Annotated in this window: 17 protein-coding genes; 8 read left to right on the top strand and 9 right to left on the bottom strand. The window is 64.9% G+C overall.

The genetic code is table 11. The annotated features are described in order from the left end of the window. The first annotated feature begins 305 nt into the window (after nucleotides 1–305). Together G6N56_RS06960 and lipY are read left to right on the top strand one after the other, a co-directional pair. Entirely contained in the window at nucleotides 306–716 is a 411-nt protein-coding gene (locus tag G6N56_RS06960; protein WP_158090769.1) for a hypothetical protein, read from the top strand. A 54-nt stretch (nucleotides 717–770) separates the two neighbouring features. Then, the gene (lipY, locus tag G6N56_RS06955) at nucleotides 771–2,408 is read left to right on the top strand and encodes a triacylglycerol lipase LipY (protein ID WP_232069235.1); all 1,638 of its coding nucleotides are present in this window, start codon (nucleotides 771–773) and stop codon (nucleotides 2,406–2,408) included. An 80-nt stretch (nucleotides 2,409–2,488) separates the two neighbouring features. Here lipY and G6N56_RS29585 read toward each other — a convergent pair whose 3' ends face one another. Then, nucleotides 2,489–3,151: a hypothetical protein gene (locus tag G6N56_RS29585; RefSeq protein ID WP_085258480.1), complete on the bottom strand. Its 663-nt coding sequence runs from the start codon at nucleotides 3,149–3,151 to the stop codon at nucleotides 2,489–2,491. A 119-nt stretch (nucleotides 3,152–3,270) separates the two neighbouring features. On the opposite strand from G6N56_RS29585, the gene G6N56_RS06945 reads away from it, so the two are divergent. From G6N56_RS06945 to G6N56_RS06930, 4 genes are read left to right on the top strand one after another with little or no spacing between them, the layout of a single operon-like run. Then, nucleotides 3,271–3,888, top strand: a complete 618-nt coding sequence (locus G6N56_RS06945; RefSeq protein WP_085258481.1) for a MerR family transcriptional regulator — start codon at nucleotides 3,271–3,273, stop codon at nucleotides 3,886–3,888. Further along, nucleotides 3,885–6,854 carry a DUF4349 domain-containing protein gene (locus tag G6N56_RS06940; RefSeq protein WP_085258482.1) on the top strand — a complete coding sequence of 990 codons (2,970 nt, stop codon included), beginning with the start codon at nucleotides 3,885–3,887 and terminating at the stop codon, nucleotides 6,852–6,854. The genes G6N56_RS06945 and G6N56_RS06940 overlap by 4 nt, the downstream gene beginning before the upstream one ends. Nucleotides 6,855–6,911: 57 nt before the next feature. Then, nucleotides 6,912–7,280, top strand: a complete 369-nt coding sequence (locus tag G6N56_RS06935) for a hypothetical protein (RefSeq protein ID WP_085258483.1) — start codon at nucleotides 6,912–6,914, stop codon at nucleotides 7,278–7,280. Then, nucleotides 7,277–8,020: an ANTAR domain-containing response regulator gene (locus G6N56_RS06930; protein WP_085258484.1), complete on the top strand. Its 744-nt coding sequence runs from the start codon at nucleotides 7,277–7,279 to the stop codon at nucleotides 8,018–8,020. The genes G6N56_RS06935 and G6N56_RS06930 overlap by 4 nt, the downstream gene beginning before the upstream one ends. 113 nt (nucleotides 8,021–8,133) lie before the next feature. Here the strand turns inward: G6N56_RS06930 and G6N56_RS06925 are convergent, their stop codons facing one another. The 4 genes from G6N56_RS06925 to G6N56_RS06910 all read right to left on the bottom strand — a co-directional run bounded on the left by G6N56_RS06925 (nucleotide 8,134) and on the right by G6N56_RS06910 (nucleotide 12,875). Further along, entirely contained in the window at nucleotides 8,134–8,466 is a 333-nt protein-coding gene (locus G6N56_RS06925; RefSeq protein ID WP_085258620.1) for an NIPSNAP family protein, read from the bottom strand. Nucleotides 8,467–8,700: 234 nt separating this feature from the next. Continuing rightward, on the bottom strand, nucleotides 8,701–9,798 hold the full coding sequence (locus G6N56_RS06920) for an LLM class flavin-dependent oxidoreductase (protein ID WP_085258485.1): 1,098 nt from the start codon (nucleotides 9,796–9,798) through the stop codon (nucleotides 8,701–8,703). Between the two features lie 81 nt (nucleotides 9,799–9,879). Beyond that, entirely contained in the window at nucleotides 9,880–11,319 is a 1,440-nt protein-coding gene (locus G6N56_RS06915) for a nicotinate phosphoribosyltransferase (protein WP_085258486.1), read from the bottom strand. 482 nt (nucleotides 11,320–11,801) lie between these two features. After that, nucleotides 11,802–12,875, bottom strand: coding sequence for a phosphotriesterase family protein (locus G6N56_RS06910; RefSeq protein WP_142280854.1), 1,074 nt, complete (start codon nucleotides 12,873–12,875; stop codon nucleotides 11,802–11,804). Between the two features lie 330 nt (nucleotides 12,876–13,205). On the opposite strand from G6N56_RS06910, the gene G6N56_RS06905 reads away from it, so the two are divergent. Further along, nucleotides 13,206–13,898, top strand: a complete 693-nt coding sequence (locus tag G6N56_RS06905) for an HAD family hydrolase (protein WP_232069234.1) — start codon at nucleotides 13,206–13,208, stop codon at nucleotides 13,896–13,898. Here G6N56_RS06905 and G6N56_RS06900 read toward each other — a convergent pair. Together G6N56_RS06900 and G6N56_RS06895 are read right to left on the bottom strand one after the other, a co-directional pair. Then, complete coding sequence (locus G6N56_RS06900) at nucleotides 13,895–15,211, bottom strand: purine-cytosine permease family protein (protein WP_232069233.1); 1,317 nt, start codon at nucleotides 15,209–15,211, stop codon at nucleotides 13,895–13,897. The genes G6N56_RS06905 and G6N56_RS06900 overlap by 4 nt on opposite strands. Nucleotides 15,212–15,388: 177 nt before the next feature. Continuing rightward, nucleotides 15,389–15,691 (bottom strand): hypothetical protein, encoded by a 303-nt coding sequence (locus G6N56_RS06895; RefSeq protein ID WP_142280855.1) that lies wholly within the window; start codon nucleotides 15,689–15,691, stop codon nucleotides 15,389–15,391. Between the two features lie 603 nt (nucleotides 15,692–16,294). Here G6N56_RS06895 and G6N56_RS06890 point away from each other — a divergent pair. Next, entirely contained in the window at nucleotides 16,295–17,248 is a 954-nt protein-coding gene (locus G6N56_RS06890) for a ribose-phosphate diphosphokinase (RefSeq protein ID WP_232069232.1), read from the top strand. A gap of 19 nt (nucleotides 17,249–17,267) precedes the next feature. Here the strand turns inward: G6N56_RS06890 and G6N56_RS06885 are convergent, their stop codons facing one another. Together G6N56_RS06885 and G6N56_RS06880 are read right to left on the bottom strand one after the other, a co-directional pair. Further along, entirely contained in the window at nucleotides 17,268–18,260 is a 993-nt protein-coding gene (locus tag G6N56_RS06885) for an oxidoreductase (protein WP_158090770.1), read from the bottom strand. Nucleotides 18,261–18,334: 74 nt separating this feature from the next. Beyond that, nucleotides 18,335–19,276 (bottom strand): nucleoside hydrolase, encoded by a 942-nt coding sequence (locus G6N56_RS06880; protein ID WP_085258494.1) that lies wholly within the window; start codon nucleotides 19,274–19,276, stop codon nucleotides 18,335–18,337. Nucleotides 19,277–19,411: the final 135 nt, after the last annotated feature.

Raw genomic sequence — 19,411 nt, 5'->3', positions numbered from 1 at the left:
CCACTCCCGGGCTGTGGGCATCGACTCACCGCGTCTCACGTGACGAAGTGTTCTCACGCTTGGGTCGCCACTCGCCATCGGTATGACCGGCCTGATCGAATTCTCAGGCGGACTCACTCAGACGACGCAAGCCACCCGACCAGCTGTGTCCACCCAACGGGATCACGCCCAGTTTCTCGACGGTGACTCGAGTGTCGCTGAACTGTCCGCGAAGGATGAACGACCCGGGAGGGTCGGCGCGCCGTGGCATCAACCGCGGCGGTCGCGGTTAATCGCAGGGGTAGCAGGCCCAACCGTGGTCGCCGTTGCGCCAGTGGAACCCGGCGCCGCAGCCGTGGTCGCCCGTCGAGCCGTTGCAGTCCAATGGTTGGACCGTCGCCGGCGTGCCGGGCTTCATGGGAACGATTGGGTGGTACGGAGTTTGCGCGGCCTGCGCTGAAGGAGCGAAAGCCAACGCGAAGGTCGCGGCGGAGATGGCAACAAGTTTCATTCGCATCGGGTGTCCCCTGTTCGTCTGCCAGTGGGTGTGGTCATGTTATGACGGCGGCGCCTTTCCGGAAGGGGCAATTCGCGGATATGCAGGTCGCGTTCAATCGGCCGTAACGTTCGCTGCCAGGCATGAGGGCGCCCGCTGCAACGCCGAGACCGCCACCGCCGCCGGACAGGTGTCGCGCTTGACAAGCGACTCCGAAAAAACCTCTTCTTGCAACACGTGAAAGATGTACGTTGCTTCCAATGCCCGCTGACGTGCAGATCGAGGGGGAGCGGTAGTGAGCTTTGCGGTGTGGCCGCCTGAGGTCAATTCTGTTCTGCTGCTTGACGGACCGGGTTCGGCGCCGATGTTGGAGGCGGCGGCGGCATGGGACGGGATCGGCAGTGAACTGAGCTCGGCTGCAAATGCGTTCAATTCCGTCACGGCGGACCTGGCGGCTCAGGCCTGGCAAGGCCCCGCGTCGGCCGCCATGACGAACGCGGTCGCCCGGTATGTCGACTGGTTGGGCGAGGCGGCCGCGCAGGCCGAGCGGTCGGCTGCCCAGGCCCGGGCGGCGGCCGCCGCCTTCGAGGCCGCGGCTGCGACCATCGTGGACCCGGAGGTGGTGACGGGCAACCGCGGCCGGCTGGTGTCGCTGGTGGCCTCGAACCTGTTCGGGCAGAACGCCCCCGCGATCGCGGCCGCCGAGGCCGGGTACGAGGAGATGTGGGCGCACGACGTCGCGGTCATGAGCGCGTATTACACCAGCGCGTCGGCGACGGTCGCCCAGTTGGGCCCCTGGGCGGGCGCGCTGGAAAACCTGCCGGGCGAGCTCGCCAGGGCCGTCGGAAACGGGTTGACCCTCGTGCAGCAGGAAGTCCAGCAGACCACCACGGCACTGGCCAACGAAATCAACCTGGTGGCCAACACGATCTTCGTCGACATATTCGGCGCACCGGCCGCTCCGCCCTTCCCGGCCACCCAGGCCGGGACCTTCACCGGCACACCGTCATTGGCGACCAGATTGGAAGAATTCGCGCTGTGGCCGGTGAAGCCCCTGCTGAGTCTGTCCGGTCTCGAAGGCCAACTCTCGCTGCCGAATTCCCCACTCCTGGCGCTGGTCAGCAGCGACATCCCGCCGTTGTCCTGGGTCCTCGGCAACTCGCCGCCGCCCTTGTTGAACTGGCTGCTGGGGGAGACGGTCCAGTTCACCACGTACAACGGAATGAGCGTCGTGCAGATCACCCCGGCACACCCGACCGGCAACTACGTGGTCGCCATTCACGGTGGGGCGTTCATCCTGCCGCCCTCGATCTTCCACTGGCTCGATTACTCGGTGATGGCCTACCAGACCGGTGCGACCATGGAAGTGCCGATCTACCCGCTGTTGCAGCAAGGAGGTACCGCCGGGACGGTAGTGCCCCAGATGGCCGGCCTCATCTCCTCGCAGATCGCCCTCCACGGGGCCCCGAACGTCAGCGTGATCGGCGACTCGGCGGGCGGCAATCTCGCACTGGCCGCCGTCGAATCACTGGTGGCCAACCACCAGGCCATTCCGGCGTCGATGGTCCTGCTGTCTCCCTGGCTGGACGTGGGGATGACGAACCCCAACATCGCGCTGGTCCAGGATCCACTGCTGCCGATTGGGCCCGCGCAACAGATCGGCAGGGCGTGGGCCGGCGGCCTTTCCGTGACGAACCCTCTGGTCAGTCCGCTGTACGGGAACTTGAGCGGACTGCCGCCGACGTATGTCTATTCGGGCAACATGGACATCCTGTCGGCCGACGTGTTGGTGCTCCAGCAAGAGGCCGTCGCGCAGCATGCAAACCTGAACTTCGTCCTGGCCAATGGCCAGATTCACGACTGGGTGCTGTTGACGCTGGACGGTCCCCGATACCTCGCGCAGATCAACCAGGAGCTCGGGATCGCGGCCTGACCCAGCGTGGCGCCATGTCTCGACCTGTTGTGGTGCAAACTGAATCCCGCAGCTAACTAGGGCACGAAGTCGCAGCCGGCTTAGCCGTCCGCGCTCGGGCCCGCAGCGGGCGCTCCCGGCGTCTTCTTCGCGGCCTTCTTGGCCGGTGCCGCCTTGACCGGTCCATCGGGAGAGGCGCTAACCTTCTTCGCCGGCGTCTTCTTTGCGGGTGCCTTTTTGGTCGGTGCCTTTTTCGCGGGTGCCTTTTTCGCGGGCGCCTTTTCGGGAGGCGCTTTCTTCGCGGGTGCCTTCTTGGCCGGTGCCTTTTTCGCGGGCGCGTCCGGGGCCGCATCCGTGACGGGCGCCGTCTTGGCGGGTGCTTTTTTGGCGGGCGTCTTCGCTGCTGCTTTCTTTGCGGGCGCCTTCGCCGGGGCCTTCTTGGCAGGTGCTTTCTTGGCCGGTGGTTTCTCGGCGACGCTGTCACTCACGGCCGTCGAACCGGAATCGGCCACGGTGGGCATCTTTTCGGTGCCTTGCCCCGACAATCCCGAATCCGCGTGGCCGTCACGGACGCTTTCGAGCTGCTTGACCGCGGCCGGCAATGCCGGCGTCCGTTCCGCGATGCCGAGGCGTCGAATCGCCCCCTCGCCCAGGTCTAAAGTCCGACGCACCCCCCGCGCCACACGCGTCGCCGCCGCGATAACGAGCTGTGCCGCCCGCAACTGCAATAGAACACCACTTGCCGCCTTGGGGTTTGTCGTCACTTCGCCTCCGTCCCTATCCGGCCGTGTTCCGCAGTAATACCCTTTTCCCGGCGTTCTGACCGTAAAACGAATCAAGGCTACCTTGACAGTGTAACTGTGACAGTGTCACGATCTGCTTCGTGAGCGACGAGGCGAGGTGGACGCTGGACGAGCTGGTGCGACGGGTCGCCGCCAGCCTGGCGACCCCGGCATACCCGGGCGCACCCAACGGGCGTGTGCGGGAGCTGCCCGATCGGCGGGCCGTGCGGTGGTACACCACGACCGGTCTGGTCGACAGGCCCGCCACGCAAGGGCGCACCGCGATGTACGGCCCCCGGCACCTCCTGCAGATCGTCGCCGTCAAACGCCTCCAGGCGGAGGGCCATTCGCTCGCCGAGATCCAGGCCGAACTCGCCGGGGCCACAACCGAAACCCTGCGCCGGGTCGCCGCCGTTCCCGAGGAACTCATCGCGGCGCCGGCGCCGCCCGCGTCCGCGCGCCGACCCCGATTCTGGGCAGATCCACCCGCTCCCGACCCACCGGTGACCGACGGGAATGGCGATGACACTGTCACCAAGCTGGCCGCCGTGCGGCTGCCCGGCGGGGCGCTGCTGATGCTGCCCGTCGACCGCCACGGCCGGCCCGACCGCGACGACGTCCAGGCAATCCATGCGGCCGCCCGACCGCTCCTTGAACTGCTTTCCGAACGCGGCTTGCTGTCAGGCCGGCTATCCCTCGATGAACGGAGCCCATCATGACCGTCCGCATCACCGCGATGACCGAGGGCGAGCCGACCCGTGCGGCCGTGGGGGAAGACGACGCGGGCCTGGGCGCTCTGCGCACCGACCGGGGAAACCTGCCGCTCGCATGCCTCGACGTTCGAGCGCAGATCACCGGCCTCACGAGCCAGGTCGAGCTGACGCAGGACTTCGTCAACACCTTCGACGTGCCGTTGGAAGCCACCTACGTCTTCCCGTTACCGGACCGGGGCGCGGTCACCGGGATGCGGATGACCGCCGACGGGCGGGCCGTCGAGGCCGAGCTGCGCGAGCGCGAAGCCGCCCGACAGGCCTACGACGACGCGATCGAGTCGGGCCGGCGAGCCTCCATCGCCGAGGAGGAGCGGCCGGACATCTTCACCATGCGGGTTGGAAACATCGTGCCCGGGGAACGGGTCCGCATCGCACTGACGATCGTCATCCCGCTGGCCTACGAGGCGGGCGAGGCGACCTTCCGCTTCCCGCTTGTGGTTGCGCCGCGGTACATCCCGGGCGCCGCCCTGACGGACCTCGCGGTGGGCGACGGTCATGCCGACGACACGGACGCCGTCCCCGACGCGTCGCGGATCACCCCGCCCGTGTTGTTGCCCGGCTTCCCGCACCCGGTACCGCTGGCCATCGAGGTCGGCATCGACCCCGCCGGCCTGACACTGTCGGAGGTGTGGTCGAGCCTGCACGCGGTGTCTGCCGGGGACGGCAAGCTGCGAATACAACCCGGGGAGCGCGCGGACCGCGACTTTGTCCTGCGGCTGCGCTACGGCGCCGAGGGCGTCACCGACTCGCTCGTCCTGGTTCCCGACGCAACGGGCGACGAGGGCACCTACCAGCTCACCGTCCTACCGCCGGTGTCGAGTGCGCCGCCCCGCCCGCGCGACGTGGTGCTATTGCTCGACCGCTCCGGCAGCATGCGGGGTTGGAAGATGGTGACCGCGCGCCGCGCCGCGGCGCGCATCGTCGACACCCTCACCGATGCCGACCGCTTCGCGGTGCTGACCTTCGACGACCGCATCGATCGCCCGGCCGGGCTGCCCGACGGCTTGGTCGAGGCCAGCGACCGCAACCGGTACCGGGCCGTCGAGCACCTCGCCCGCGTCGACGCGCGCGGTGGCACGGAAATGCTTGCGCCGCTTCGGCAAGGGCTCAACTTGTTGCGGGGGGAGCAGGGGCGCGACGCGGTCGTCATCCTCGTCACCGACGGGCAGGTCGGCAACGAGGACCAGCTGCTGCGTGAACTCTCGACGGACCTGCAACGGGTGCGGGTGCACACCGTGGGCATCGATCAGGCCGTCAACGCCGGGCTCCTGGGCCGCCTGGCCGGTGTCGGCGGTGGACGCTGCGAGCTGGTGGAAAGCGAGGACCGCCTCGATGAGGCAATGGACACCATCCATCGCCGCATCGGCGCGCCGATCGCACACTCGTTAACGCTGCGCGCCGGCGGGCTGGCAACCGTCGCGGGCACCGAGAGTCCGGCGCGGCTGCCCGACCTGTTTCCCGGGGTGCCCCTGGTCGTGGCCGGTCGATATCGCGGAAGCGCGAGCGGGTCACTCGCCGTGCTTGGCACGACCCGCGACGGCGCGGACTGGTCGGTCACCGTCGCCGGACAACGGCGCGATGCGCCGGCGATAACCGCTCAGTGGGCGCGGACCCACCTGCGCGATCTCGAGGACCGCTACGCCGTGGCTCCCGGGGAGGACCTGGCGAAGCGAATCGTCGACACATCGTTGCGCTTCGGCGTCCTGTGCAGGTTCACGGCATACCTTGCCGTGGACAGCCGGGCGGTCGCGGAGGGGAGGGCGCGGCACCGGGTCATGCAACCCGTCGAGGCGCCGGCAGGGTGGGACTCCGGATTGGACTTCGGCCCGATGCGAGGGCACGTCGATGCGCCGGCCGCCGTGCCGCGGTCCCGAAAGCCGATGGCCCCCGGCCACGCCTTCACCGAGCCGGTTGCGTCGGCGCCGGTTGCCCCGGCGGACCCGCTGCCGGCGCCGGTGACAACGCCGGTGACAGCGCCCCGCGGCAAGCCGGCGGCACGAATGGTCAGGCTGAGCAACGTGATTGCGCTGGCACTGGTGGGAGCCTTGCTGGTCGGCGCCGGATGGATCTGGTCGCTGAGCCGCGACGGATCCTCCGCGCCGTTGCAGGGCGTGGGCGGAAAGCCGGCCGGATCAATCGAGGCGCCCCCCGGCCGGGGACCCATGCCCGAGAACACGCTCGCGGCACCCAAGGCTCCGCCGCCACCACAAGCGCCGCAGGACAACACCTCCCAGCGTGACACCGTCACCACGGGAGCGATGCAGATGGTCGTCGCCGAGCCCGTCCAGGCGGCCGATCGGCTCGTCAGCGCGGTCACCGAGGCGGGTGGACGAGTTGATTCGCGGTCCGAGCGGTCCGGATCATCCACTCCCACCGTGGAGCTCGTGCTGCGTGTCCCCGCGGACAAGCTCGACGGGGTCCTGGTGAAGGCCAAGAACATCGGGACTGTCGAGTCCATGTCGATCAACCACAACGACGTCACCGCGCAGCGCGTTGACCTCGACGCCCGCATCGGAGCCCTACAAACTTCGGTCAATCGACTACTCGAGCTGATGGGCCGGGCCGGCAACGTTGCCGACCTGCTCGCCGCGGAGTCGTCGCTGACCGAGCGGCAGGCCGAGCTGGACTCGCTGAGGGCGCGCCGCGCCGCGCTCGGTGACGAAATCTCCTACGCGACCATCAACGTCGACATCTCGGCCAAACCCGCTGCGACGCACGGCGGTTTCGCCGGCGCGCTCGAGCACGGCTGGCAGTCGTTGCTTTCGGTACTGCGCGGCATCGGGCTGGCGGTGGCGTTCCTCATCTCGTGGATACCGGTGCTTGCCGTACTGGCCCTGCTAGTCATGTTAGCGATGCGCCGCAGGCGGTTTCGGAGGACGGGCAGTGCTGGCGTGAACTCTGAATCGACGTAAAGCGCACGGAAGGAAAGGCCACACTTCGTTCAGAAGCCACCCGCGCAGCTGAAGTCGTTGGCCGGCTCCGACGCCTACATTTTCGATGCCATCGATCCCGGTGGCCTCCTCGTCGTGGGCTCGATCGTGACCGGATACATCAGCATCGACCAGGCGCTCGACATCGGAACACCGGCCGCGCCGCAGTTGCGCGACAACCCTCGCCCGGGATCTATCCTGCCGGCGATTGATGGTGGCGTAAAACCCTCACGGATCTGGCCGGCAGACGGCGACGACATCGATCCGAACAAGCTGCTGGCGGTGCGAAGTGTGGTCACGCGGGGCAGGAGGGGTCGGCATCAGCGGTTGGCTATGCGACGGGTCGTTAGAATCGGACATGCCAGCGCTCGCCATGACCTGGTGAAAGCAGAAACCGGGGGTCTATGACGAGTGCTGAACGGCCAGATCCGTTAAGGCGGCTCGATGCCACAGCAGAGGCCATCGGCGACCTGCGCGACGTCTTCGCCGCCGAGGAGCCGTTGAACGACGTGCTGGCGCGGGTCGCGGAGACCGCGGCGCGGGCGATTCCTGACGCCGATGCCGTGAGTATCACGGTGCTCACCGGCGATCAGCGCAGCACACCCGCCAGCACCGATGAACGGATCATCGCCCTGGATCATCTTCAGCAGGTGTCTGGTCGAGGGCCATGTATCGAAGCAGCTGAGGGGCGCAAACCCGTCCGGGTCGAGATCGCCACCGCGGATCGTCGGTGGCCCGACTTCGCCGAGCAGGCGGCGAAGCTCGGCGTCCGGGCGAGCCTGTCGGCGCCGTTACTCGTCGGCGACGGCGAGCCGGAACTCGTCGGCTCGCTGAATGTGTACAGCTACACCGCATCGGCATTCGACCCGTTCGACGAAGGGCTGATTCGGCTCTACACGGTTAGCGCCGGCCAAGCGATCACCAACGCCCGTCGATGGCAAAAGACCCGGGACAACGTCACCAGTCTGGAACGCGCCCTTACCTCACGAGCCGAAATTGACCAAGCGAAAGGCGCGTTGATGGCCATCCATGGCTGCACTCCCGACGAGGCGTTCCAGCGACTGGTTAGCGCATCACAGGACCAAAACATCAAGCTGCATGAGCTGGCACGCCAGTTTCTGGCATCACTTCGCCGTGCCGAGGAGTGACCCGCGTCTGAAATATGGCGCGGCACAGACTGCTTAACGAATGGAAGCCGTTCGCCAGATCACGATTTCGTCGTGCAGCCGTGAATTGCACGCGCCGTCTGCGATAACCGCGGTCACCCAGCCTTGACGTCGAAAGGGCCCGGGTCGAGCAGCCGTCGTCTGATGGATTGGTAGAGCGGTCCGTCCGCCTCTTTCGCGGTAATCGCGGCGATCCATTCCGGATCCTGCAGGAACGCTGTCCACTTGCTTTCCATCTCGGCAAGGTCGTTGAACCGCATCGTGTAGACCAGTTCGTTCAGCGACTCCTGGCCGATCCAGGTCCGGCCGATGTGAACGAGGTCCATCTCGTGCTTGGCGAACAAGCCGAGGGTCACCTCGTTGAACAACTCGATTACCGTGGAAAGCCGTCCCGGTATGACCATGTACTCACGGACTTCGTACAGCATCTGCATCAACCCCCCACGCCGAGATGGTCGGAAGCCGACAGCAGATCATGGCAGAGACGGCGAAGTCGTGATGCCATCTCCGAGAATGCGTATCGGGGAACACCGTCGAGCGGTGCGGGCTCTCCCGCGAGGAGCATGCGCTTGTCCTAACGTCGTCTCGACCAAGCGTCGAGTTCATGGGCAGTGTGGACAGATTCCGCCGACACACGGTTTGCGCGGCGCCGGTGTGCGCTTCTATTCGGCGAACGCCGGCAGGACTTCCTTGGACATCAGCTCCATCTGCTTGATGATCGCGTCACGGGGCATGCCCACCGCGATGAGGCACGACAGGTGGTCGACACCCAGCTTCTCGTAGGTCTTGAACCGTTCGATCATCTTGTCGGGCGTGGTGAGGATGGGATCGGAGTAGTTCTCGTCTAATTTTTCGCGCGAGAACCGTTCGGTCTCCGGGATGACGCGACCACCCACGATGTATTTGCGGTCTTTGTCCCCCAGGCCGCGCGGAGCCAGGCGGTCCTCGCGGCTCGCCCTGTTGCCCTCGTCCTTCACGAATGCGATGTAGAAGTTGTATTCGTTGAGGAAATCATCGAAGTATTCGAGTGCTTCCTCCTCCGTGTGACCCACCCACGTGTGGCGCAGCGCCATGACCTCGCCGCGCGGATGCTCGCTCGCCTCGGCTGCGTCGTTGTAACTCTGCAGAAGCGCTTCGAGGTCCCCGTAAGGTTCGAAGCTGCCGTAGTTGGGCGCCGTGATCAGATTCAGGCCCTCGCGTGCGACCTTCTGTGCCCCTTCTACGCTTTGGGACGCGACCCAGATGCTGGGGTGCGGCTTCGTCACCGGCTTCGGAACGATGGTGGTTGGTGGGAAGGAGAAGAATTGCCCGTCGTAACTCACGTCGTCCTCGACCCACACGCGCCTGATGATCTCGAGTGATTCCTCGTAGATCGCGCGCGCCTTCGCAGGGTCCACCCCGATGCGGTCCAACTGGTACCTGCTACCGCCGCGTGCGACTCCGATACCCATGCGCCCGGGTGCCAAATGGTCTAGGAGGCTCATCTCCGAGGCGATCAGGAGCGGGTGGTAATAGGGCAGTACCACAACGCCCGGCATAATCCGCAGGCGTTTCGTTCGTGCCGCCGCAACTGCGCTGAAGGCCAGCGAAGACGGGTTCGTGACGTAGTTCTGGAACAGGTTCTCGTTGATTGTGATGCCTTCGAAGCCAAGGTCTTCCGCGGCGTCGACGATGCTCAACATGTCGTTGAGGAGTTCCGACCATGGACGGTTCATGTCCGGGTAGAAGAAGGGAGTCGTAACCCAAAACTTGAGTGCCATATCGTATGTCCTTAACTCATCGATTCATTCGGTTCGGCCGCAGACGTTCCATCCATCCGTGCGGCGAAGGTACTCGTCGTGTCACGAGGCGGCTTGCAGGTCCTCAGGAAGATCCTCGTAGTAGTACGCCGGCGTAGGCCGCTCGCTGCGTTCGATCAGGTCCGTGAAATCCCAGACCGAGAGAATCTTGCCATCCCGGAACACCGGTTGCAGGACGTTCTCTTCGGGCGGTATCGAGTCGCGGGGGACGGTGCGGTAGTCGCCGTCGACGTACTGCAGCGCCAGGCGACCGGCCTTGGAGTGCTTGATGGCGTTAGCTTTCGGGCGCTTGGAGATGTCACGCCAGGTGCCGTTGATCCGGGCCGCGTTGGCCTTGTAACCGAAGTGCAACGTGTCGCGATTCACCTCCTGCAAGAGTCCACTTCCCATCCCGCACAGCACATTGTCCGCGGCCAGCCCGCGCCGCTCCAGCTCGGCATAGAGTCTGCGGAACGTGTTCACGTTCAGTCCATCGCCCTGCACCACGCGGACGTTCGGGGGTAGCACTTTGAAACCCTTCGCGGTTCTCGAGGAGCCCAGGCTCTCCATCAGGTCTTCGACGACGTCGACGGGATTTGTCACCGGGTCCCCGGAGTCGCACCGGATGCCGACCAGCCCCGGGAAGGCAAGAATTTCGTCGCGCAACTCCTTTCCGATGACGTTCCGCACACAGTTGTCCTGGTCGTAGGTGTCGACGAGGAACGCGATCGCGGCGTCGTTGGTGTTGCTGAGTAGCTGGCGGAAGAAGTCGGCCTCACCGTCAGGACCGAATGCCGACACATTGGAGTGCTCACACAGTAGGTTGACGGCACCCGGGTACGCCGCGTTGTAGTACTGCGACGCAGCGATGTAGGCGGGCACCGTGTCCGACCGGTCGAAGTTCACCATGTGAGCCATACCGCCGAGGGCCGCCGACTCGAATGTGTTCGCGCCTCGCGCGCCGAAGTCGTGGAGGTACAGCCTGAGCAACTCGGGATGATCCGACGTCCGTTCCAACGCCCCCCGAACCGCCTGCTTGCAAATCCAGCTCGTCGTCCCGACGGTGCTCGGGTACCACAGCGCCCGCTGCAATGCGCACTCGATGTAGCTCGGCAGCCAGGGGAACCGGGGATCCGTGTTTACGACCTGCAGCAGGACGTTGCGCGTCGGTACGACCGTGCCCTCGGGAGCGGCCTCGATCTCCAGCGGCAGGTATCCGTCGTAGTCGTTGACGATGTCGAGCCACGCCTGCCGATTGAATCGGGAGCCATGCCCGTGGACGACGCGCTCGGCTTCCTGGACGTCCTCAACGGTGATGGGACGCGACAGGTATTCGAGTAGGAACGCCTGAAGCCCAACGAAAAGCGTTGCGCCGAAAGGACCGCCACGAGCTTCGAGGTACGCGGAGATGTACTCCGTGCCTTCCGGGTACATGGCGTACATCCCGTTCTTGTTGATGTCCGCGTTCACCGCCATGTTGCGCCAGAGCGAGGATCCACCCATCTGAAATACCTTCCTGAGATGCCGATGTCCGCCGGCCGAGCCACCGCCGCGTCGGGGAGTCACCGATGCCGTTCCGGTCCGTCCTCAGTGAGGGACCTCGACGAGGGGAGCCGTCACCACATAACTCACGAACTCGACCCCGGTTGACTGACCCTGTAATTCCACGTCCTTGCTGACGGCGATCTCCGGCATGGTTGCAAGCTCGTTGCAGCGAAACATACGCGGGAAGCGGACCTCATTGCCTCTAGCCTCCGCCATCCCAGCGTCGTAGTCGGGCCTGACGTTATTCGACATTCACTTGCCTCCTAGCACCACCGCAAGAGATCGAATGGTTTCGAGTCTCGCTCTGTCGGCTGGCGACTACTCGGTCTTCGAGCGCCTGATTACCCAGAATCCTAGCCAACGGCGGGCATGGCGGTCTTACTAAAAACGTTTCTATCCGGTTAACTTCACCCGATGCGTACGCGTGGTCGCGCCGGGTGTCACAACGCCCCCTCGCGCGCAACGGTGAACAGCTGCCGAGGATTGGTGGTGAGCAGCGCTGCGGTGACCTCCGCAGGCACGCCATGGCGCTGCAGCCGCGGCAGGAACAGTCGTGGCACATATCCGACGCCGTTGCCTCCGTTCCGGGTCCACATACTCTTGGCGGCCAAGTCGTGGCTGAGCAGGATCTGTGCGGCGTACCCGTCGCGAATCAATCCCGCAATGGCACAAGCCGTTTGGTCCGGTGCGGGCGACTGGCCTTCTCCTGCGTAGTAGTAGGGCATCCCGATCATGTCGAATCCGAGCCAGACCCCGTGCTCGGCCACGGAACGCTGGTAGTCGACGTCGCCGCCCGAGGGATCCATGTGACACAACACGACCGCGTCGGGCGCGACGCCCTCGTCTTTCATCACGATGTCGAGCACCTCGAAGGCTCGCCGCTGCCAGCCCGGCAGATGGACGAACAGTGGGACCCTGAGCCTGTGTTGGGCACGACAGGCCGCGCGCAGCCGGGTCTTCTCCGCGTCGGTGAACTTCGGGGAGACGCCGATTTCCCCGATGATGCCGGGCCGTACTCCCGTGCCGCCGACTCCGTTTTCGAACTCGTCCACGAGCTCGTCACAAAGTTCGTCAGCGCCGGCGGACGCCTTATGTTCATCGTGAAAGCGGTGGATGTACCAACCCGAGCCCATCACGACGTTGAGTCCGGTCCTCGCCGAGATTTCCTTCAGCCCCCGAGGATCTCGACCGATATCGCCGTTGGTGCAATCCACGATCGTCGTGCCGCCGGCGTCGATGAAGTGCCTCAGCTCCTCGATCATCGCCTCCGTGTCGTCCTGACGCCCGTTGTCGAGGCAGCACCATGGGTCATCGGTCAGCAGCCAATTGATCGAAGCGTCGACGCGGCCGTGGAAGAGCTTGCGTTCGGCACCGCCCTCCGGCTCGACTGCACGTAGTGTCCAGTCGCTGACCAGATGCTCGTGGGTCAGCGTCATGCCGAGCTCGTCGGCCGGGACAGGACCTGAAACGGTGGTCACCTGCACGGAACCGCGTTCCACCGATGATGCGTCCATTCAGGCTTCCCTCCGCGTGTACGCAACGTCCCGTTTGATCTCAGTCGGCGTACCCGCGTTGCCCCTATCGATGCGTCGGACCGGCCTGCCAGTTGGCGTTATTAACGTTTCTACCACAATGCACCTTAACGTTGCCGACGGCAGCTATTCGCGTTGCCGCCGGGATCGGGCCAACTTAAACTGACCCATGGGTCGGGCACCTCCATTCGGGTTCCGACCGCACATGACAGCAAAAGCCGCTGTAGCGCAAGGTAATCAACTTCGCGGGGGGCTTCGTTACCGTTGCCCGCATGGCGGCCGGCGACGCCGAGAACACGAAAATGGACCACAATGCATCCACTGCAACCGATTCCACCCATCGACGTTGGGCCGCTGCTGCACGTCTTCGACATGGACGGGACGCTGTTGATGGGCGCTGCAGTCGTGGAGCTTTCACGGTACGTCGGTCGGTTCGCCGAGGCCATGGAGATCGAGGAGGCCTACCTGCGGGGGGAGATTGATGAGATCCCCTTCTGGAGTCGTGCGCTCGAGCTGTGGCACGACGTGACAGAGGACCAGGTCGACCGGGCCTTTGATGCTGCGATGTGGATGCATGGCGTCCGCGAAGTCTTCGACGACATCCACCGGCGTGGTGAGCGAAGCATCGTCATCTCACAGTCACCGCACTTCTTCGTCAGGCGACTCGAACGCTGGGGAGCCCACGCGACCTTTGGTTCGAACATCCGGATCGGCGAGACGGTGGCGCCGAACTCGACACTGCTGGCCGAGGACAAGGTCTCGATCACCCGGGGAATCCTCGCGCTGTGGGGACTCAGCGCCACAGACTGCATCGCGTACGGAGACTCCAGATCCGATGTTGCCCTTTTCAGCTGGTTGCCCAACACGGTCGGGGTCAATGCTAGAGAGCCGCTGACCGATCTCGCCGCGAGGTCGTATGTCGGCAACGACCTTCGGGAAGCGTACGGTCTCGGGCGGAGTCTGGTGGACCTGAACCAGGCCGAACAGGACGTCCGACGTCCCTAGGCTGAAGCGCTGTCGGCCCCTAGCCTGGCAGCGCCGGTTCTGCGATCTCGCGTGAGCATCAAGTAGGCGACAGCCGCGGCGATCAAGCCCGCCAGCCAGGACACGTCGATTCCGCCCCACAGCGCGCTGAGGGGACCCGTGCAGAAGGGCAAGGCCGCGAAAGGCAGCATGGCCAGGAAGCCCAGGAGGTAGGCCACCAAGCCGCGCCACGACCAGCCGCCGTACACCCCCTCCGGAGTGAATAGATCGCCGATCACGTAGTCGCCTCGACGTATGAAGAAGTAGTCGACAAGATTGATCGCCGTCCACGGCACCAGCAGGAATAGGAGAATCGACAAAGCGTCGCTGGCGGCGTCCACCACATGGTTACCGAAAGGGAGCGCCACCAGGAGGTAGATGACGATCGTGAGTACAGTGACGGCGATTCGCAACGACCGAGTCGGAGTGAAACGGCGAATCAAGTCGGCACCGGTCAGGAACTGGAGCGAGACGCTGTAGGCAGCGGTCGCTATGCCCACAACCAGCGTCATGGCCGACGCCAACACCAAGACCGCCCCGAAGCCACGAACGACGTTGTCACCAGCAAGGTGCAGCGCCGCCAGCGCATCCGTGGCGTGGTACGAGGCCGACAACCACGCGCCCACGGCCATCAGCCACAAGGCGGAGATGCCGGCGCCCGCATAGACACTGGCGATCAGCCAGCGAGACGGCGTGGCTACAGGTAGATAGCGGGTGTAGTCGGAGACGACAGGGGCCAGGGCCATGTTGCAAGCCGCCGAGACGGCGAACACCGTGAAGAAGGCCTTCGCCGCGAAACCGTGGCCGCCGGACGGCGCGTCGCCTCCGGCCTTTCCCATGAAGAGGGCGACGGTGAAGGCAAGCATCAGCGGAACCGTCGCGTAGATGGTGAATCGCGACAGGCGGTGCAGATGGTCATGGCCGGCGATCGCGAATGCGCCGCCAACGAGATTGACCACCAGCCCGGTGATCAGAGGTGACCAGCCGAAGATCTCGGCCAGCCCGTGCGCCGTGAGAATCGTGAAGACCACTCCGAACGCCAGATAGCAAGCCAACGCCATGGCGACGATGACAATGACGCCGTAGAACCCGAATTGGGCTCGCGACTGAATGATCTGCGGCAAGCCCAAACGAGAACCCTGCGTAGCATGGCACGCCGTGAAAAACGTGCCGGTCAACAATCCGAGCGTCGAGGCAGCTATCGACCAACCGACGCTGAGGCCCAGGGCCGGCCCGGAGAACCCAAGTGCCACCGTGAAGAAGTTCCAATTTGCGATGAAGAAGAGCGGACTCACGGCCGACACAGTGCCGTGACGTTCGCCAGGTGTGATCCAGTCGATCGAACGCCGCTCGATGACCGGGAACCGGCGGGCGTGCCGGACACCGCAGTTGGCTGCGGGGTCAGATCCGGTCATTCTGGAGAAGAGTAGTGACACGATTCGAAGTCCGCATCCGGGCCGACAGCGTCTGAATCAGCCGGCGGCGTGCAGCGCGGGAACCACTGTGGGACCCAGCACACCCTTGTCTTCCAGTAGCCGAACCACGAGATCGAACGCGCCGGACATCTGTTCCTGACCGGCAAACGGGATCAGGACGACACCGTCGGCGATGCCGAGTACGTAAACGTCCGCGATGAGCCCAACCAATCCGCTCACCGTGCCCACGTAACGCACTGTCTTTGGCGCGCTGACGCTTTGAGCCGCGCAGGCAGCAGCGAGGCGTCGACGAGCAGCTGGCGCATCGTCGTCGACAACGACTTCGACGTCCAGCAGCACCGAGGTTCGACGTCCGTCAAGGGCTGCACTTGCTCGAATGTGAGCGCCAACTCGCTGCGCCCTTCGAAGATCGGGTGCTTCGAGGCGGACGGTTTCGATTCCCCGCGGTGCGGGAGGCGTCAGCTCCGCCCACCGCAAGGCTGCCGAACCCTGAGCCAGAGCAGCATCGCTGCCTTCAACGGCTCGAGCGACGGCTACTCGGACGCCCGGCACCGCGTCAGGTTCAACCATGTCGACCAATGTCCTCTCGATTGCCTGACAACACGAGTAGCGCATCTCGCTACGTTGGCCAAACGCCTGAAACATTTCTATTTCGCCCGCTGACAACTAGGCCGACGAACCGCTTGCCTGTTGTATTCCCGCTGTCGACCGCGGTAGAAACGTTACCACTTTTCAGGCTAAGATCAACTCGAACGATGCCGGCCGCCGATCCGCGTGGCAGCGGCAGCGATACGAAGACGAGAGCGAGCGAATGGGCCACCGTCACAGACCAATTGCCGATACACACAACGAGGGGCGCCGCTGTTCTGGGGTGCGCGCTTGCGGGTTCGCCCGGGACGGCTCATGACTGCGTCGCTGCGGGTCGGCTACGAGAAGCAGTTGTTGCTCTTCTCCGGCCGGGCCAATCCGACCCTGGCCGCAGATATCGCCGGTCAGCTCGGCGTGGATCTCGGGTCGATCACCCTGAAGACCTTCTCGAACGACGAGGTCTATTGCCGCTTCGACGAGTCCATCCGGGGTGCGGACGTTTTCCTGATTCAACCCATGTGCGGAAATCCGCAGACGGGCATCAACGCGAACGATGCGTTACTCGAATTGCTGATCATGATCGATGCCGCAGTCGGCGCGAGTGCGCATCGCGTGGTCGCGGTGACTCCCTGGTACGGCTACTCGCGTCAAGACAAGAAATCTGCGCCCCGCGAGCCGATTTCGGCGCGCATGGTCGCGCGCACTCTCGAGGCGGTCGGTGTCGATCGCGTGCTGGCCATGGACCTGCATGCCGGCCAGCTGCAAGGCTTCTTCGGCATCCCGGTCGATCACATGACCGCGTTGATGATGCTTGCCGACCACTTCGCCGGCCTGGACGACGATTTGGTTGTCGTAGCGCCGGATGCGGGCAGGGTGAAGCTGAACAAGCAGTTCGCCACCCGTATCGGTGGTGACCTTGCGATTCTCGACAAGGAGCGGCCACATCAGCAGGTGGCCGAGATTGTGCATGTGATCGGGGATGTTCGCGGCAAGACCGCGATCATCGTCGATGACATCGTCGACACCGCCGGAACGCTGTGCGCGGCGGGCGAGGCCGTCAAGAGGGCCGGGGCGCGAAGGGTTTTCGCGGCGGTCACGCATCCGGTGCTCAGCGGCCGGGCCTACGAGAATCTGGCAGGGTCGCCCTTTGAGCGGATCGTCGTGACCGACAGCATCCCGCTGCGCCCGGGTGCACCAGCAACGATCGAGGTGGTGTCCTGCGCCCCGCTCCTGGCGGACTCGATCCGACGGATCTTCACCGATCGTTCCGTCAGCGAAGTGTTCGGCGGCAAGAATCACCTCTTCTGAGCGACTGCATCCTTCGCGGTCATCCTTCGGTATCTTCGCCGAGTGAGGCGACCCAGAAAGGGTTGTGCAAGAGCAGGCGACCGATCGCGACGATGTCACAGCGGGATTCGGTCAAGGCGCGCGTTGCACTGGCGGCGTCGGCAATGCCTCCGCTGGCTGCGGTCGCCATCCCGGTTCGGGCACGCACGTCGCTTGCGAGCCCGAGGAAATCTACCGGGTGCTCGAACATCGAGGAACCCATGACGGCCCCGCCCGCAATGGGGGCAATCAGATCACACCCGGCTTCACCAAGCTGGTTGATGACCACGGCGGAGTCATCGAGAGTCCAGCCGTTGGGCGCCAGATCCTCGACGGCTAGGCGTACAAACATCGGCATATCCGCGCCACATGCGGCTCGCACGGCCTCGACGACCTCGTGGAGGAACCGCGAGCGACCCGCCGGGTTGCCGCCGAACGGCCCACTGCGAGTGTTGGTCAGCGGCGAGAGGAACTCGTGGATGAGGTATCCGTGGGCCGCGTGTATTTCGATGACGTCGACTCCGACTCGCCGCGCGCGTTCCGCGGCGGCAGCGAAGTCGCGGACCAGGACTCGGATTTGTTCGTCGGACAGTTTCCGCGGCACGTGGCCGTCAGGAGAAAATGGCTTGCCCGTGGCGCCCACCACGGGCACCAGCGGTTCGCTCTCGTCCGCGTATGCCTTGCGTCCGGCATGCCCGAGCTGTACACCCACTTTTGTCCCTTGGGTGTGACAGAACTCGACGATCCGGCTCAGCGCCTCGGCCTGCTCATCGTCATAGAGGCCGAGCGCGCGACTATGCCCGCGGCCGGCGGGCGCCACGGCACTGTCCTCCAACATGACAAGGCCCACGCCCCCGATCGCCCGTGAGCCGTAGTGCACCATGTGCCAATCACCGGCTCGGCCCGCGGTATCCGCGGCGCGTTGCGACATCGGCGCCATCATTACCCGGTTGGGTAGCTCCAAGCCCCGGATGATCAGTGGATCCAACAGCACCTTTGCGCTCCTTCTCGCCCCATGGCCAACGGCCTGGAAATGTGGCGCCTCAGCGGGTCGCCCGGTGAGGCGACTCAGCAGTCGAGGGCTTTCAACAGCATTGGCGCGAAATCGGGCTCCGCCGCCAACGCGATGCGTGTCCGCGACCCGCTTGCGGCGTCCGCGTCCAGAATCGACACGACCGTCCTGCCACGGCTGGCCGCACCGCTCGTGTCGACACTCAAGCGGCATTGGCGTGCGTCGTTGAGGGTAATCGCGTCGATAGCCAGCGCCACTGCCAGTGGGTCATGCAGCGGACATTCGGCTCCACCATATTTCTGGCGGCAAGCGTTCAAGTAGAACTCGACCATTTTCGACACCCGACGCACCAGCGGGTCGGTCGATCCGGCGAGCCGCTGGTTGTCGACCGCGGTGAGCATATGTTGGGTCGTGATGTCGAGCGGTACGAGCAGGAGGTCTCGCCAGAGCGCGGCGAGGACTTGATCGGCCGCGTGTGGGTCGGCGTAGATGTTCGCTTCTGCCTGCGCAGTCACATTGCCATCCGAGTTATACGCGCCTCCCATGACCGTGATGGTGTCGACCATCTGCGGCAGCGACGGCTCCTGTCTGATGGCCGCCGCGATGTTGGTGAGAGGTCCGAGGGCGATGATCCGGAGCTTTCTTCCATAACGGTGTGCGAGCTCGATCAGGCGGGCGGGTGACGGCAGGTCGTCGAAAACCGCGTCGGACACCGACAGTTCGACGCCGCCGAACCCGTCGATGCCGTGGACGTCGGGGGCGCCACCCCAGAATTCGCCGACCACGGGATGGTGGAGGCCGACCGAGACGGGAATGTCCTTGCGGCCGGCGAGCGCGAGCAGGCGTCTGGTGTTCTCGGCACCCACGGTTACTTCGACGTTACCGGACACGATGCCGATCGCCGCCACTTCAACTCCGGTACGCAGCAGATAGAGCAACGCCAGGGCGTCATCGATCCCGGGATCACAATCGACGTAGTAAACGTAATCGTCGTTCATGAGTGGCTGGCCTTTCCGGCGGCGACTGCGCCAATGGGGAAATGGGGCAACACAACGCGCGTGACCCGGCGGGAGGGATTTAGCTCGCCTGGTTACTACGACTCGTCTCGACAGCTACGAGAGCTGCCGGCCGGC

Source organism: Mycobacterium saskatchewanense (assembly GCF_010729105.1).
Taxonomy (GTDB): Bacteria; Actinomycetota; Actinomycetes; order Mycobacteriales; family Mycobacteriaceae; genus Mycobacterium; species Mycobacterium saskatchewanense.
This window is presented reverse-complemented; position numbering and strand designations above follow the sequence as displayed.